15 protein-coding genes are annotated in these 15,605 nt (G+C 74.6%); 7 read left to right on the forward strand and 8 right to left on the reverse strand.

Annotated elements, in window-relative coordinates; genetic code table 11:
• Nucleotides 1–424 precede the first annotated feature (424 nt).
• The 4 genes from LV78_RS12900 to LV78_RS12915 are packed head-to-tail and all read left to right on the forward strand — an operon-like array spanning nt 425 to nt 4,450.
• Complete coding sequence (locus tag LV78_RS12900) at nt 425–1,462, forward strand: iron-siderophore ABC transporter substrate-binding protein (RefSeq protein ID WP_308208707.1); 1,038 nt, start codon at nt 425–427, stop codon at nt 1,460–1,462.
• On the forward strand, nt 1,459–2,502 hold the full coding sequence (locus LV78_RS12905) for a FecCD family ABC transporter permease (protein WP_253845386.1): 1,044 nt from the start codon (nt 1,459–1,461) through the stop codon (nt 2,500–2,502). The genes LV78_RS12900 and LV78_RS12905 overlap by 4 nt, the downstream gene beginning before the upstream one ends.
• Nucleotides 2,499–3,593 (forward strand): FecCD family ABC transporter permease, encoded by a 1,095-nt coding sequence (locus tag LV78_RS12910; protein ID WP_253845388.1) that lies wholly within the window; start codon nt 2,499–2,501, stop codon nt 3,591–3,593. Before LV78_RS12905 ends, LV78_RS12910 begins: the two co-directional genes overlap by 4 nt.
• Nucleotides 3,590–4,450: an ABC transporter ATP-binding protein gene (locus LV78_RS12915; protein ID WP_253845389.1), complete on the forward strand. Its 861-nt coding sequence runs from the start codon at nt 3,590–3,592 to the stop codon at nt 4,448–4,450. The genes LV78_RS12910 and LV78_RS12915 overlap by 4 nt, the downstream gene beginning before the upstream one ends.
• Nucleotides 4,451–4,538: 88 nt before the next feature.
• Here LV78_RS12915 and LV78_RS12920 read toward each other — a convergent pair whose 3' ends face one another.
• The gene (locus tag LV78_RS12920) at nt 4,539–5,627 is read right to left on the reverse strand and encodes an epoxide hydrolase family protein (protein WP_253845391.1); all 1,089 of its coding nucleotides are present in this window, start codon (nt 5,625–5,627) and stop codon (nt 4,539–4,541) included.
• 56 nt (nt 5,628–5,683) lie between these two features.
• Between LV78_RS12920 and LV78_RS12925 the strand changes: the two genes are divergently transcribed.
• Entirely contained in the window at nt 5,684–6,196 is a 513-nt protein-coding gene (locus LV78_RS12925; RefSeq protein ID WP_253845393.1) for a CGNR zinc finger domain-containing protein, read from the forward strand.
• A gap of 65 nt (nt 6,197–6,261) precedes the next feature.
• Here the strand turns inward: LV78_RS12925 and LV78_RS12930 are convergent, their stop codons facing one another.
• From LV78_RS12930 to efeU, 4 genes are all read right to left on the reverse strand, one after another.
• The gene (locus tag LV78_RS12930) at nt 6,262–6,660 is read right to left on the reverse strand and encodes a BlaI/MecI/CopY family transcriptional regulator (RefSeq protein ID WP_253845395.1); all 399 of its coding nucleotides are present in this window, start codon (nt 6,658–6,660) and stop codon (nt 6,262–6,264) included.
• Nucleotides 6,661–6,742: 82 nt separating this feature from the next.
• On the reverse strand, nt 6,743–7,996 hold the full coding sequence (efeB, locus tag LV78_RS12935) for an iron uptake transporter deferrochelatase/peroxidase subunit (protein WP_253845573.1): 1,254 nt from the start codon (nt 7,994–7,996) through the stop codon (nt 6,743–6,745).
• 128 nt (nt 7,997–8,124) lie between these two features.
• Entirely contained in the window at nt 8,125–9,246 is a 1,122-nt protein-coding gene (gene efeO, locus LV78_RS12940; protein WP_253845396.1) for an iron uptake system protein EfeO, read from the reverse strand.
• On the reverse strand, nt 9,243–10,115 hold the full coding sequence (gene efeU, locus LV78_RS12945) for an iron uptake transporter permease EfeU (RefSeq protein WP_253845399.1): 873 nt from the start codon (nt 10,113–10,115) through the stop codon (nt 9,243–9,245). The genes efeO and efeU overlap by 4 nt, the downstream gene beginning before the upstream one ends.
• Before the next feature lie 192 nt (nt 10,116–10,307).
• Between efeU and LV78_RS12950 the strand changes: the two genes are divergently transcribed.
• Nucleotides 10,308–10,664 carry an ArsR/SmtB family transcription factor gene (locus LV78_RS12950; RefSeq protein ID WP_253845400.1) on the forward strand — a complete coding sequence of 119 codons (357 nt, stop codon included), beginning with the start codon at nt 10,308–10,310 and terminating at the stop codon, nt 10,662–10,664.
• A 9-nt stretch (nt 10,665–10,673) separates the two neighbouring features.
• Here the strand turns inward: LV78_RS12950 and LV78_RS12955 are convergent, their stop codons facing one another.
• Together LV78_RS12955 and LV78_RS12960 are read right to left on the reverse strand one after the other, a co-directional pair.
• Nucleotides 10,674–12,008, reverse strand: coding sequence for an MFS transporter (locus LV78_RS12955; protein ID WP_253845403.1), 1,335 nt, complete (start codon nt 12,006–12,008; stop codon nt 10,674–10,676).
• Nucleotides 12,009–12,404: 396 nt separating this feature from the next.
• Entirely contained in the window at nt 12,405–14,339 is a 1,935-nt protein-coding gene (locus LV78_RS12960) for a heavy metal translocating P-type ATPase (RefSeq protein WP_253845405.1), read from the reverse strand.
• Nucleotides 14,340–14,436: 97 nt separating this feature from the next.
• Here LV78_RS12960 and LV78_RS12965 point away from each other — a divergent pair, with 97 nt between their 5' ends.
• Nucleotides 14,437–14,811: an ArsR/SmtB family transcription factor gene (locus tag LV78_RS12965; protein WP_253845407.1), complete on the forward strand. Its 375-nt coding sequence runs from the start codon at nt 14,437–14,439 to the stop codon at nt 14,809–14,811.
• Nucleotides 14,812–14,815: 4 nt separating this feature from the next.
• On the opposite strand, the gene LV78_RS12970 is transcribed toward LV78_RS12965, so the two are convergent.
• Nucleotides 14,816–15,586 carry a PaaX family transcriptional regulator gene (locus LV78_RS12970; protein WP_253845409.1) on the reverse strand — a complete coding sequence of 257 codons (771 nt, stop codon included), beginning with the start codon at nt 15,584–15,586 and terminating at the stop codon, nt 14,816–14,818.
• Between the last annotated feature and the right edge of the window lie 19 nt (nt 15,587–15,605).

The raw sequence follows: 15,605 nt of genomic DNA on the forward strand, positions 1-15,605 counted from the left end.
CCCCGGTTCCCCGGCGCGGCCAGTCCGCACCGGGGAACCGGCATGTCCGGACCGGGGAACCGGTGTGTCCGGACCGGGAGCACCCCCTGGAAAGCGACCCCTGGAAACCCGTCGCGGCGCCACCCGGCGCGGCCTGCGCCGATCGTTCGCCACCCGAACGTCTATGCTCCGGGCGGCCACTGCGGCGCGTGACACCGGCGCGCCCGCACCCGGTGACCCTTCGCGCCCGTTTCGTCACGCTGGTCGGCGATGTCCGACTCAGATCACACGGGGAAACCGCCCGCTCAGCTTGATCTCTGGGTGGTCCATGAGGTTAGGCTAAGCAAACTTACGGGGGGTCACGCAGCGTCGCGACCGCCCGGTGACGCCGCGCCGCGAACCGGCCGAGGCGTCGCTTTCGCTGATTTTCGAGAAGGGTCCCCCCGTGCGCACAAACCGCCTGCGAGTCGGCGCCATCGCCGCAGCCGCAGCGATCGTCCTCACCGCCTGCTCCTCCGGTGGGTCCGACACCGCCGCTCCCAGCTCGCAGCCGGCCGGGGACTCCGGCGCGTTCCCGATCACCATCGAGCACGCCCTCGGCAAGACCACCATCGAGGCCAAGCCCGAGCGCATCGCCACGGTCAACTGGGCCAACCAGGAGGTCCCGCTCGCGCTGGGCGTCGTGCCCGTCGGCATGGCCAAGGCCAACTTCGGCGACGACGACGGCGACGGCGTCCTGCCCTGGGTCTCCGAGAAGCTCAAGGAGCTCGGCGGCGAGGCCCCGGTCCTGTTCGACGAGACCGACGGCATCGACTTCGAGGGCGTGGCCAACACCAAGCCCGACGTCATCCTGGCCCCCTACTCGGGCCTGACCGCCGAGGACTACAAGACCCTCAGCGACATCGCGCCGGTCGTAGCCTACCCGAAGACCGCCTGGGCCACCCCGTGGCGCGAGAGCATCGAGCTCAGCAGCAAGGCCATGGGCCGCGCCGACGACGGCGAGAAGCTGATCGCGGACATCGAGAAGCAGATCACCGACACCAAGGCCAAGCACCCGCAGCTGGTCGGCAAGTCGGCGATGTTCATGACGCACTTCGACACCACCAACCTGAGCCAGGTCGGCTTCTACACCACGCACGACACCCGCGCCATGTTCTTCGAGGACCTGGGCATGACCCACCCGAAGTCCATCGCGGACCTGTCGGCCACCACCGACAAGTTCTCGCTCAAGCAGAGCACCGAGCAGATCGACGTGTTCAACGACGTCGACATCATCATCGGCTACGGCGACGACACCGTCCTGGCCGCGCTCCAGGCCGACCCGCTGATGTCCAAGCTCCCGGCCGTCGCCAACGGCGCCGTCGTGATGCTCTCCGGCAGCGGCCCGGCGGGCACCGCCGCCAACCCCACGCCGATGTCCGTGTCGTGGGTGCTCGACGAGTACGCGGGCAAGATCGCCGCTGCCGCCGACAAGGTGAAGTGACCACCGCGACCCACCGGTCCGAGCAGGGTGCCGCCGAGAGGCGGCACCCTGCTCGTGTCCGGACCACCTGGCTGGTCGTGCTGCTCGGCGTCCTCGCCGCCACCGCGCTCGCCTCGGTCGTGCTCGGCGCCCGCGACATCGGCTTCGACGACGTCGTCGCCGGGCTCGGCGGCTCGCAGGACACCCTGGCGCAGGCCGCTGTCGCCAAGCGCGTGCCCCGCACCCTGCTCGCCATCGTCGTCGGCGCCGCCCTCGGCATCTCCGGCGCGGTCATGCAGGGCGTGACGCGGAACCCGTTGGCGGACCCCGGAATCCTCGGCATCAACGCGGGGGCCTCGCTGGCCATCGCGGTCGGCATGACCTCCTTCGGCCTGGTCAAGGCCTCCGCCCACATCTGGGTGGCCATCTTCGGCGCGGCCGTCACCGCCGTGCTCGTCTACACCATCGGCTCCCTCGGCAGGGGCGGCCCCACCCCGCTCAAGCTCGCCCTCGCGGGCGCCGTGTCGTCGGCCGCGCTCACCTCGCTGATCAGCGCGGTCGTGCTGTCCCGCAACGACATCTCCGGCACGTTCCGCTCCTGGCAGATCGGCGGCGTCGGCGGCGGCTCCTACGAGGGCATCGCCCAGGTGCTGCCGTTCCTGGCCGTCGGCCTGCTGCTGTGCCTGGCCACCGCGCGCGGTCTGAACTCCCTGGCGCTGGGCGACGACGTCGCCGCCGGGCTCGGCGAGCGCGTGCTGCTCACCCGCACCCTCGCCTCCGTCGGCGCGGTCGTGCTGTGCGGAGCGGCCACCGCCGCCGCGGGCCCCATCGGGTTCGTCGGCCTGGTCCTGCCGCACCTGTGCAGGCTCCTCGTCGGCCCGGACCACCGCTGGCTGCTGCCGTTCTCCGCCATCGGCGGGGCCGCGCTGCTCACCGCCTCCGACGTCTTCGGCCGCGTGGTCACCCGGCCCGAGGAGATCGACGTCGGCATCATCACCGCGCTGATCGGCGCGCCGTTCTTCATCTGGATCGTCCGCCGACAGAAGGTCCGATCGCTGTGACCGACACCGCCACCCGCGCCGCCCACCGCGCTGCGGCCCTCGGCGCCGTCGCCGCCGCCGCACCGTCCACACTGGACGCGGTCACCCGAACCCGCCGCCGCAACGCCCGCCGCAGGCGGATCGTCATCGCGGTGCTCACCGCGCTCATCCTGGTGATGATCGCCGTGTCGCTGATGTTCGGCCAGCGGTACTACCCGCCGTCCGACGTCATCGCGGTGATCCTCGGCGAGCAGGTGCCCGGCGCCTCGTTCACCGTCGGCAGGCTCCGCCTCCCCCGCACCGTCCTGGCCACCCTGGCCGGTCTGTGCTTCGGCCTCGGCGGCGTGGCGTTCCAGACCATGCTGCGCAACCCGCTGGCCAGCCCCGACATCATCGGCATCAGCGCGGGCGCCTCGGCCGCCGCCGCGTTCGCGATCGTCGTGCTGGGCCTGTCCGGCGCCACCGTCGCCGCGTTCGCGATCGTCGCCGGACTGCTGATCGCGCTGCTGGTCTACCTGCTGGCGTTCAAGTCCGGCGGCGCGGGCACCCGGCTCATCCTGATCGGCATCGGCACCGCCGCCATGCTGCACAGCGCCATCAACTGGATCCTCGACAGCGCCGGCGAGTGGGACCTGCAGGAAGCCCTGGTGTGGCTGACCGGCAGCCTCAACGGCTCCTCGTGGACCGACGTGCTGCCCGTGCTGTTCGCCTCGCTCGTGCTGGTCCCGGTGCTGCTGGCCCAGACCCGGCGCCTGGGCGCGATGCAGCTGGGCGAGGACGCGGCGGGCGCGCTCGGCGTGCGGGTCGAGCTGGTCCGGCTCACCGTCGTGGTCGCCTCGGTCGGCCTGATCGCCTTCGCCACCGCCGCCTGCGGACCGATCGCGTTCGTCGCCTTCCTGGCCGGTCCCATCGCGGCCAGGCTGGTCGGCCCCGGCGGTTCCCTGCTGGTGCCCGCGATGCTCGTCGGCTCGCTGCTGGTGCTGGTGGCCGACTACAGCGGCCAGTACCTGCTGCCCGCCCGCTACCCGGTCGGCGTCGTCACCGGCGTCCTCGGCGCCCCCTACCTGATCTACCTCATCATCCGCACCAACCGTGCCGGAGGCTCGCTGTGACCACCACCCACACCCTCGCGGTCGAGGACCTGACCATCGGCTACGGGGACCGGACGGTCATCAGCGGGCTCGACCTGGAGATCCCGCCCGGCAGGATCACCGTGATCGTCGGCGCGAACGCCTGCGGCAAGTCCACGCTGCTGCGCTCGATGTCCCGGCTGCTCGCGCCCAAGGGCGGCAAGGTCCTGCTCGACGGCAAGCTCGTGCACAAGATGCCCGCCAAGGAGCTCGCGCGCGTCATGGGTCTGCTCCCGCAGGCCCCGATCGCCCCCGAGGGCATCACCGTGACCGACCTGGTCGGCCGGGGAAGGCACCCGCACCAGGGCATCATGTCCCGCTGGAGCAAGGAGGACGACGTCGCGGTGGCCGCCGCGCTCGACGCCACCTCCACCGCCGACCTCGCCGAGCGCTCGGTCGACGAGCTGTCCGGCGGGCAGCGGCAGCGGGTGTGGATCGCGATGGTCCTGGCCCAGCAGACCGACCTGCTGCTGCTGGACGAGCCGACGACGTTCCTGGACGTGAGCCACCAGGTGGAGGTCCTGGACCTGCTGACCGACCTGAACCGCGCCCGTGGCACGACGATCGTGATGGTCCTGCACGACCTGAACCTCGCCGCCCGGTACGCCGACCACCTGATCGCGCTGGCGGACGGCGCGCTGCACTCGGCGGGGCCGGCGGAGGAGGTGCTGACGGAGGAGGGCGTGCGCGCGACGTTCGGCCTGGACTGCCGGGTGATCGCCGACCCGGTCTCCGGCAAGCCGCTCATGCTGCCGATCGGTCGGCACCACTCGGTGGCTGCGGGCGGTCCGGCGGCCGAGGCCCCGGTGGCGGACGTCCCGGTGGCGGACGGCGAGTAGTCCGCGCGGAACCGGTGGTCGGGCGCGGTCCTCCTCCTGAGGGCCGCGCCCGGCCTTTTTGTTGCGGCGCAACGCTTTCCGGCGGCTCTCAGCGCAGGTCGCCGAAGAACCCCGCCAGGTCGTCGGCCAGCAGCTCCGGTTCCTCGACCGGCGCGAAGTGGCCCCCGCGCGGCATCTCGGTCCACCGCGTGACCCGGTAGGTCCGCTCCGCCCACTCCCTCGGCGGGATCGCCAGGTCGCCGGGGAACAGCGCCACGGCGGTCGGGACCTCCACCCGGCGCGCGTCGGGCTCCGGCGCGCGACCGCGCTCGTAGTACGGCCGCAGCGACGTCCCGATCGAGTTCGTGAACCAGTACAGCGACGCCTGGGTGAGCAGGAAGTCGTCGCTGTGCGCGCGAAGCCCGGTGTGGCTCCACGCGCGGTACTTCTCCAGGACCCACGACAGCAGGCCGACCGGCGAGTCGGACAGCGCGGGCGCGAGCGTGAGCGGGCGGGTCCGGTGCTGGTGCTCGTACGCGCCCTCCTCGTTCCACCACTCGCGCATCCGCGTGAGGTGGGCGCGCTCGGCGTCGGTCAGGGCCGAGGTGTCGAACGAGGTGGGCGGGGCGACGGCCATCAGGTGCAGCCCGGCCACGGACTCCGGGTGCGCCTTGGCCAGCAGCGTCGACACGCCCGCCCCGAGGTCGCCGCCGTGCGCGCCGTAGCGGGCGAAGCCCAGCTCCTCGCGCATCAGCCGGTGCCACAGCTCGTGGGTCGGGGTGGAGGTGAGCGACGGCCGGGGCGCGGAGAGCGGGTAGCCGGGCAGGGAGGGGACGATCGTGGTGAAACCCCTGGCCGCCAAGCGCTCCGCGAGCCCGACCAGCTCGTAGAAGGTGCTCGGCCAGCCGTTGGTGAGCACCAGCGGGAGCGCGTCGTCCGCGCCGTCGTAGCGCAGGTAGTGCAGCCGGACGCCGTCGACCTCGGCGAAGTGCGAGGGGAGGGCGTTGATCTCGGCCTCGCGGGCGCGCCAGTCGTAGCCGTCCGCCCAGTGGCGGGCCAGCCGCTCCAGCTCGTCGGGGTCGGTGCCCGCCTCCCAGGCGGGGGCGGGCCAGCGCGCGGCCCAGCGGGTGCGGCGGAGTCGGTCGCGCAGGTCTGCCAGGTCGTCGTCGGACACGGAGAGAACCGGTTGATTCGACACCGCTAAAACGTAACACCGGTGTCGCTGGGACACCAGTGGGGAGTTACGATGGTGTCGTGGAAGACCGGGTGCACGTGGTCGAGGCGTTCCTCAACACGCTCGACGAGCGGACGTTCAGCAGGCACGGCGAGGCGCACGCGCCGACGGACGAGCTGACCTCCGGGGCGGCGCTCGCGCGATGGTTGGCGCGCCACGGCCTCGCGCCCGAGGGGACCCGCCCGAGCGCCGCGCACCTGGCGGCGGCGCGGGAGCTGCGCGCCGCGCTGCGCCGCTCGCTGGCCGAGCCGGGCACCGCGCCGCTCGCGTTCCCGCTCCGGCTCGTCCCGGACGGCGAGGGGGACCTGCGCGTCGCGGCGGAACCGGTGGCGCCGGGGGTGGACGCGCTGCTGGACCTCGTGGTGACGACCGTGGGCGACGGCCGGTGGCGGCGGGTGCGGCTGTGCGCGGCCCCGGACTGCCGGTGGGCGTTCTACGACACCTCCCGCAACGGTGGCGGCCGGTGGTGCTCGATGGCGGTGTGCGGCAACCGGACCAAGACGAAGGCGTACCGGCGGCGGCAGACCGGCTGACCGGCGCGCGGACCTCGCCAGCGCGCGGACCTCGCCGTCGCCGGATCTCGTTCCCCGGCGCGGGACTAGTCCCCGTCGTCCGCCAGCAACCCGCGCAGCACCGCCTCGTCGGCCGGGCTCAACCCCCGCACGAACCGCGTCAGCACCGGCGCGTGGTCCGCCTCCGCGTCCAGCAGCCGCGCCATCCGCCAGGCCACCAGCGCCGACGGGTCCGCCATCGCCGAGTACCGGTACGCGCGCCCGTCCTTGACCCGCGTCACCGCGTCCTTCTCGTGCAGCCGCGTCAGCGTGGTCACCACCGCGCTGTACGACCGCGCCCCCGCCGAGTCCAACCGCTCCAGCACCTCCGCCGGGGTGAGCGCTTTCCCGGCCCGCACCAGCGCGCTCAGCACTTCGGCGGCCAGTGCCCCCGGCCTGCGGCGGGCCGACCCACCGGTGGTGTCCCCGCGCGTGGCCTCGGTCACGGCGTGGATGGTACTCGGAACGGTTGCACCGGACCATCCGTCACCGCCGCGCGAGGGAACCCGCGCGGGGGACACCGGGGGGTCAGGCGAACAGCGCCTGACCCCAGAACTCGCCCTCCCGCAACCCCGGCGGCACCGCGAAGTGCGCGGAACCGTTGTGCTCCAGGTACTCCACCATCGGATCGGCGCCCGCCAGCACGCGCTGCAGCGGGATGAACTGGCTCCGGCTGTCCCGGTTGAAGCACACGAAGAACAACCCCGCGTCCAGGTGCCCGAACCCGTCGCTGCCGTCGGTGAAGTTGTACCCCCGCCGCAGGATGCGCGCCCCGCCCAGGTTCTCCGACGCCAACCGCACGTGCGAGTTCACCGGCACCACCGGCTCGCCGCCCGCGCCGAGCACCGAGGTGTCCACCGGGTCGAACTCGTCCCGCTGCCCCAGCGGCGCGCCACTTCCCTTGTGCCGCCCGGTGATCGCCTCCTGCTCGGCCAGCGGGGCGCGGTCCCAGGTCTCCACGTGCATCCGGATCCGCCGCGCCACCAGGTAGGTGCCGCCGACCATCCACGCCGGGCCGTCGCCCTCCCCGACCCACACGTGCCGCTCCAGCGCCGCCGGGTCCTCGGCCTTCAGGTTGTTGGTGCCGTCCTTGAACCCGAACAGGTTGCGCGGGGTCGCCTGCGCGGTCGACGTGGACGAGGTGCGCCCGAACCCCAGCTGGGACCACCGCACCGCCGCCCTGCCGAACCCGATCCGCGCCAGGTTGCGCACGGCGTGCACCGCCACCTGCGGGTCGTTCGCGCACGCCTGCACGCACAGGTCGCCCCCCGACCTGGCGGGCTCCAGCGCGTCGCCCTTGAACCTCGGCAGGTCCACCAGCGCCTCCGGCCGCCGGTCCGCCAACCCGAAGCGGCCGTCGAACAGGGACGGGCCGAAGCCGATCGTCGGGGTGAGCGCCGACGCGGGCAGGTCCAGCGCCTCGCCGGTGTCGGCGGGCGGGGCCTGCGGCGACCCGCCGACCGCGCCGCCCTCGGCCGCCTCCAACCCGGAGGTCATCCGCTCGGCGGCGGCGGTCCAGTCCCGCAGCAGGCCGACCAGCGCCTCCCGGTCGGTGGTGGTCACGTCGAACGCCACGAAGTGCATCCGGTCCTGCGCCGGGGTGGTGATCCCGGCCTGGTGGGCGCCCCGGAACGGCACGGCGGCCGTCGGGTCGGGGCCCGCCGCGGCGGGAGCGGCCACCCGCACGCCCAGCGCGCCCGCCGCCGCGCCCAGCCCGGCGGTCGTGACACCCGCGCCCGCCAGCCCGAACACCCCGCGCCGCGACAGCCCCCGCCGGGGCACGCCGCCCGCAACAGTGCCGTCCGCAGCCGCGCCGCCCGCACTCGCCCCGCCCTCGGCCGTCCCGCCGGGCGCGGCGGCGCCCTCCGACGCCACCGCCTCGGGCCCCGAGCCGCCCGATCCCGTCCCGCTCACTTCTGCGCCACCACCTCGGCGACCTTGCTGACCGGCTCGCCCAGCGCGTCGACGGCCGCCGCGAACGCCTTGACCTGCTCCTGCGACAGGTCCGTGTACAGCTTGTACCCGTCGCCGTCCCGCTGCGCCTCCAGCAACGCCTCCACCGCCGCGAACCTGGTGTCCACGGTGGACGCCAGCTCCGCGTCCCGCTCCCGCACCACCGGCCGCAGCGCCGCGACGGCTGCCCGCGAGCCCTCCACGTTCGCCGCGAAGTCCCACAGGTCCGTGTGCGAGAAGACGTCCTCCTCGCCGGTGATCTTCCCGGTGGCCACCTCGTCCAGCAGCTCCTTGGCCCCGTTGGCCAGCTGCAGCGGGGTCAGCTCGACGGTCTTGGCCTTCCCGACGATCTCGGTCACGTCCGCGAGCAGCCGGTCCGCGATCGCCGCGCTGTCGCCCTGCAGGCCACCGGTCCACAGGTCCTTCTCCAGCCGGTGGAACCCGGTGAACTCCTGCCCCTCCTCCAGGTCCGCCTCCCGGCCGTCGATCCTCGGGTCCAGGTCGCCGAAGCTCTCCGCGACCGGCTCGATCCGCTCCCAGTAGGTGCGCGCCACCGGGTACAGCGCCTTGGCCTCCTCCGCCTTCCCGTCCTTCACGGCGGTGGCGAACTCGGTCGTCTTGGCCAGCAGCGAGTCCGCCTGCGAGTTCACGTACCGCTGGTACCCGGAGGTCGCCTCGCCGAGCCGGGTGTCCGCGTCCGCCTGCCGCGTCGCCGCGCCCTTGACCGTGAACGCGGCCCGGATGCCGTCACCGGCCATGCCCGGCCTGCACGAGGTCTGGTAGGCGCCGCCGTCCGGCACCTCCACCAGCAGCCTGCGGGTCAGACCCGGCGCGATGTTCTCGACCTCGCCCATGATCCGGTCGCCCTCGGCGTACAGGTAGAACTCGGTGACCCGCGCGCCCTCGTTGGTCACCTCGAACGTGATGGTGCCCGCGTCGGCCTCGGTCCGCGCCACGCCGCACGCGCTGTCGCTCGCCTTGACCGCGATCGGCCCGCCCGGCGAGGCGGCCTCCGGTGTCGCGGACGAGCACGCCGACAGCGCCAGCGCGCCCAGGACGAGGGCTCCGACTCGCTTCACTTCACTTCTCCCTGTGTCGGGGCGACCCGCGTGCGCGCGGGACGCAGGAACAGCGGCAGCGTGACCACCACGTACACCGACCAGGCGATGGCTTGGACGACGGTCGTGCGCGCCGAGTAGTTGAAGACGCCCTTGAGCAGCGCGCCGTACCAGGAGTCCTCGGGGACCGGCCCGGACAGGTCGAACGCGAGCACGTCCAGTCCGGGGATCAGCGCGGCTTCCTGGAGGTCGTGCAGGCCGTAGGCGAGGACGCCCGCGGCCACGAACACCAGCAGCACGCCGGTGATCGTGAAGAACCGGGACAGGTCGATGCTCAGCGCGCCCCGGTAGATGGCCCAGGCCAGCGCGACCGCGATCGCGAGCCCGATCAGGAACCCGGTGAGCGGGCCGCCGTTCTGCCCGGCGGACTGGGCGGCGGCGTAGAAGAAGACCGCCGTCTCCAGGCCTTCGCGCCCGACCGTCAGGAACGCCAGCGCCACGACGGCGACCGGTCCGATCCCGGTGGCCTCGTCGAGCCTGCCGCGCAGCTCCCCGCCGATCCGGCGGGCCGCGCCGCGCATCCAGAACACCATGCCGGTCACGAACACCACCGCGATCAGCGACATGGTCCCGCCGAACGCCTCCTGCGCCCGGAAGTCCAGCGAGGCGCTCGTGAACGTGACCAGCGCGCCCGCGCCGACCGAGAGCAGCACCGCGATCCCGACGCCCAGCCAGACCCACCGCAGCTCGCGCCGCCGGTCGGTCTTGACGAGGTACGCCACCAGGACGCTCACCACCAGCGCCGCTTCCAGGCCTTCCCTGAGGCCGATCAACGCGCTGCCGAACACGTGCTCCACCCGGTCCTCCTCCCGATGCCGCCGGGTGAACATAGGTAAGGCTTGCCTTGTTTGTCCAGTCGTCACAAGGTCCTGACCTGCGGGTTCGTGTCCGCTATGTCGTAAATCTACAGCGATGTGCGACCAAGTCGGGGCGAATCGGGCGGTAACGAATCGGCGGCGGACCCGCTGGGCGGAACGGGGTGGCGGCGGGTTCGGGGGCGCGCTGGTGCGAGCATTGCGGGCATGGGCGCGCGCGAACAGGTGGCAACAACGCAGGACTGGCAACAGCTGCCGCCGGACGCGCACGTCGACGCGGCCGTCGACGGGTTCCGGATGCTGGCCGACGGGACGCGGCTGCGGATGATGTGGCTGCTGTGCGGCGACGAGTACGACGTGACCACGCTCGCGGGCGCCGTCGGCATCGCGCGGCCCGCCGTGTCGCAGCACCTGGCCAAGCTCAAGCTCGCCGGGCTGGTGTCGGTGCGGCGGGACGGGCGGCGGGCGGTCTACCGGGCGCGCGGCGGGCACGTGCGGCGGCTGCTGGCCGAGGCCGTCGAGGCGGCCGACCACCACGTGACCGGACGGCCCGACCACGACTAGCGCCGGGGGCTAGCCCGGCCAGCGGGTGTGCAGGTCGTCGATCCGGTACGCGTGCGCGTGCCTGCGGCGACCGCCCACCGGGAGCGCGTCGCGCAGGTGGTCGTGGTCGGCGTCCAGCCCCCGGTGCTCGTGCTCGATCCACTCCGGGTCGTGCTCCGGCCACAACCGGGTCGCCACGAGCGCGGCGACCAGCGCGACCGCCGACAGCACGAGCAGCGCGGCCACCATCCCCGCCCCCGTGGCCAACGCGCCCGCCAGCGGGTAGCAGAGCAGCCAGCAGGCGTGCGAGAGCGAGAAGTCGGCGGCGAACACGGCGGGCAGGTCCGCCCGGTCCGCCGACCGGCGCAGCAGCCGCCCGCCCGGTGTCAGCACCAGCGCGCCCGCCGCCCCGATCGCCGCCCACAGCGCCAGCAGCGCCGGCCAGCGCAGGTCGTCCAGCGCGGCCGTGGCGAGCGCGGCCAGCGCGAGCAGCGCGCCCAGCGCCGCCGCCGCGCGCAGCACCACCGGCCGGTCCGGGTGGCGGTCCAGGACGCGCGGCAGCGCCAGCGCCGCGACCGCCGAACCCAGCCCGTACGCGGCCAGCGCCACCGCCACCGACGTCTCGTCCCGCCCGAGCAGCTCCCGCACGTACCCGACCGTGTTGACCAGCACCACCGACCCGGCCGCCGCCACCGCCAGGTGCACCGCGATGAGCCCGCGCAGGCGCGGGGTGCGCAGGTACACCCGGACGCCCCTGGTGACGGTGGCGGGGGAGCGGTCGGCGGGGGCGGTGCGGGCGTCGGGCAGCGGGGTGCCCGCGACCAGCAGCGCCGAGGCGGCGAACCCGACCGCCGTGCCGAGGAACAGGTCGCCGTGGCCGACCACCAGCAGCGCCGCCGCCGCGAGCAGCGGGCTGAGCAGGCTCTCCAGGTCGTACGCCAGGCGGGACAGGCTGAGCGCGCGGGTGTACTCGCGCTCGTCGGGCAGCAGGTCCGGGATGGTCGCCTGGAACGTGGGCGTGAACGCCGCCGACGCCGCCTGGAGCACCAGGATCAGCGCGTAGACCTGCCAGACCGCGTCCACCAGCGGCAGCGCCGCGACCACCGCGACGCGCACCGCGTCCAGGCCGACCAGCAGGCCCTTGCGGGGGAACCGGGCGGCCAGCGCGCCCGCCAGCGGGCCAATGCCGACGTAGGCGAGCATCTTGATCGCGAAGGCCGCGCCGAGCACCGCGCCCGCGTCCGGGCCCGCGAGGTCGTGGGCGAGCAGGCCGAGCGCGACGGTGGTCAGGCCGGTGCCGACGAGGGCGACCACCTGGGCCGCGAGCAGGCGGCGGTAGGCGCGGTTGGCGGGCGCGGTGAACATCGTGCTGCACCTCCGGGGGCGTTCGGGCCGCTCCGCCACTATAGGTGCTCAGGTACGCACACGACGACGGTCAATTCGGGTGGTCCGCGCCGGGTGTTCCGGAGACCGCCCGGTGCCCTCGGCCACCCCCGGCGTCCCCTGCCACCCCCGGCGCTCTCGGTCGTCCCCCGGCCCCCCGGCCCCCCGGCCCCCGGCCACCCCCCCGGCGTCCTCGGTCGTCCGGCCCCCGGCCCCCGGCGTCCCCGGCCCCCCGGCGTCCCCGGTCGTCTGACCCCCCGGCCCCCGGCCCCCCGGCGTCCCGGCGTCCCCGGACCCCGGCGTCCCGGCGTTCCCGGCCCCCGGCGTCCCGGCCCCCGGCCCCCTGCCCCCCGGCGTCCCCGGTCGTCCTTGGCCCCCTCAGCCCTCGGCCTTCGCCTTGCGCCACGCCGCCTCGCGCAGCAGGCGCAGGCCGTTCAACCCGACGATCACGGTCGAGCCCTCGTGCCCGGCCACGCCCAGCGGCAGCGGCAGGTCGCCGATCAGGTCCCACGCCACCAGCACCACGACGAACGACCCCGCGATCACCAGGTTCGCCACCACCACCCGCTTCGCCCGCCTGGCCAGCGCGATCGCGGCCGGGATCGTGGACAGGTCGTCCCGGACCACGACCGCGTCGGCGGTGCGCAGCGCCAGGTCCGCGCCCGTCGCGCCCATCGCCACGCCCGCGTGCGCCACGGCCAGCGCGGGCGCGTCGTTCACCCCGTCGCCGACCACCACGACCCGGCGCCCGTCGTCCTGCAGCGCGCGCACGGCCTCCGCCTTCTCCTCCGGCAGCAGCCCCGCGCGCACGTCGGTGATCCCGACCCGCTCGGCCAGCCGGTCGGCGGTCCTGCGGTTGTCCCCGGTCAGCAGCACCGGCGCGGCCCCGGTCGCGGCGGTCAGCGCGGCCACCGCCGCCGCGGCCTCGGGGCGCACCCGGTCCGCGATCGCCAGCACGCCCGCCGGTTCACCGTCCACCAGCACCAGCACGGCGGTGCGCCCCTGCGCCAGGAACCCGTCCACCGCCTCGGCGACCGCGCCGACCGGCGCCGCCGGTGCGCCGATCTCCACCAGCCTGCCGTCCACCCGCGCCGTCACGCCCCGGCCCGGCCGGGCGCTGAACTCCCGCGCCCGAGGCACGTCCAGACCGCGCTCGCGGGCCGCCCGCACGACCGCCCGCCCCAGCGGGTGCTCGCTCGGGTGCTCCGCCGAGGCCGCCAGCCGCAGCAACCCGTCCTCGTCCAGCCCCGAACCCGGCAGCACGCGCAGCCCGGCCACCTCCGGCTCGCCCCTGGTCAGCGTCCCGGTCTTGTCGAACGCCACCCGGTCCGCGCTCGCCAGCCGCTCCACGACCACCGCCGACTTCACCAGCACCCCGTGCCGCCCGGCGTTGGCGATCGCGGCCAGCAGCGGCGGCATCGTCGCCAGCACGATCGCGCAGGGCGAGGCCACGATCATGAACGTCATCGCCCGCAGCAGCGCCTCGCGCACCGGCTCGCCCCACAGCAGCGGCGCCGTGAAGATCACCAGCGTGGCGACCACCATGCCGACCGAGTAGCGCTGCTCGACCTTCTCGATGAACAGCTGCGTGCGCGCCTTGGTCCGGCTCGCCTCCTCCACGGCCGCCGCGATCCGCGCCACCACCGAGTCCTCCGCGCGCCTGCCCACCCGCACGCGCAGCGCGCCGGTGCCGTTGAGCGTGCCCGCGAACACCTCGTCGCCCACCGCCTTGTCCACCGGCAGCGGCTCGCCGGTGATCGTCGCCTGGTCGACCTCGCCCGCGCCCTCGACCACCGCGCCGTCCGCCGGGACCAGCTCGCCGGGGCGCACCAGCACCACGTCCCCGACCGCCAGGTCCGCCACCCGCACGACCTCCTCCACGCCGTCGCCGACGCGGGTCGCGGTGTCCGGGGCCAGGTCGAGCAGGCCGCGCACCGAGTCCTCGGTGCGGGCGGTAGCGAGGGCTTCGAGCGCGCCGGAGGTGGCGAAGATGACGATCAGCAGCGCGCCGTCGAGCACCTGCCCGATGGACACCGCGCCGATCGCCGCGACCACCATCAGCAGGTCCACGTCCAGGGTCCGCTCGCGCAGCGCGCGCACCCCGGACAGGCCCGGCTCCCAGCCGCCCGCCGCGCAGCAGGCCAGGTAGAGCGCCCAGCGCACCGGTTCCGGGCCGTCCGCGAGCTGCACGGCCAGCGCGGTCAGGAACAGCGCCAGCGAGAGCGCCGCCCACCTGGCCTCGGGCAGCGCGGTCCACCGGGTGCGGCGCGCGGGCGCGCGGGTCGCGGGGCGTTCTGGCGCGACGGTGGTCATGGGGGTCCTCCGGGGTCGGGTGCTCGCTCGCCGAAGGAAGAATATACGTACAGATGAACAGGCTTTCATGTGTAGGTGGTGAACTACCATTCGCCTCATGGGGCACATCGCGAGTGGACGGGGGACGCCCGCCGCGCGGCTCGACGCCGAGTCGGCCGCGCACGTGGCGAACACCCTCCAGGCGCTGGCCACCCCGAGCAGGCTGCTGATCCTGGCCGAGCTGCGGCACGGCCCGCTGCCGGTCACCGCGCTCGCCGAGGCGGTCGGCATGGAGCAGTCGGCGGTCTCCCACCAGCTGCGGCTGCTGCGCGCCCTGCGCCTGGTCGTGGGCACCCGCAACGGGCGCAGCATCATCTACAGCCTGCACGACGACCACGTCGCCCACCTGCTCGACCAGGCCGTCTACCACAGCGAGCACCTGCGGCTCGGCCTCGTCGACCGGCCCGCAGGCAGCGATCAGGACGCGGGCTGACCGGTCACAGCCAGCCCCGGTAGACCTCGGCCGCCCCGTCCGCGAGCGCGTGCCAGCGCTCCAGCCAGGCCAGGCGCAACCGGCTCGGCCGCCACGGGCGCGTGCGCAGCTCCGGCGGGACCAGCGGGTCCTCGCGCATCGCGGCCTCCAGCGCGGCGGCGAGCCGGAGCCGTCGCACGAGCGGCGTCCCCCGGTCGTCGGCGAGCGCCTCCTCGACGGCGTCGTAGGCCCGGTCGACCGGCGCGGCGGGCCACAGCGCCTCGGTGATCTCCGCCGGGTCGTCGACCCCGCGCAGGTCCAGCGCGGTCGCCGACGCGGTGACCAGGTGCGCGCGGGCGTCCGCGTCGACCACGTCGGTCAGGTCGTGCGGGCTCGCGTACAGGCCGGTGGAGATCGGCGCGGCCCCGGCGGCGAGCAGATCGCGGCGCAGCGCGTCCCGCACCGCCCGCTCCCGCTCGGGCGTGCTGATCGCCGCGAGCCACCACCGCCCGTCCCACGGCGCGTCCCCGGCGTCCTGCGCGAACGCCAGCGCGAGCCCGACCCGGTCCCGCCGCAGCCGCTCCTGGCCCAGCCCGGTGAGCCGGGTGCTGCCGCCCCGCCCGCGCCCGTCCAGGGTCAGCTCGCCCGCCGACGCCATCCGCCGCAGCGCCAACCGCAGCGGTTGGTCCGCCACGCCGACCGCGTTCGCCGCGTCGTACACCAGGGCGAGTGCGACCTCGCCCTCGTCCGGCAGCAGCGCCTCGATGACGGTCCTCGGGGTGATCCGCTCGTCCACGCGTCGAATATATCGCATA

The sequence above is a fragment of the Actinosynnema pretiosum genome, from assembly GCF_024171695.1.
GTDB classification, from domain to species: Bacteria; Actinomycetota; Actinomycetes; order Mycobacteriales; family Pseudonocardiaceae; genus Actinosynnema; species Actinosynnema pretiosum.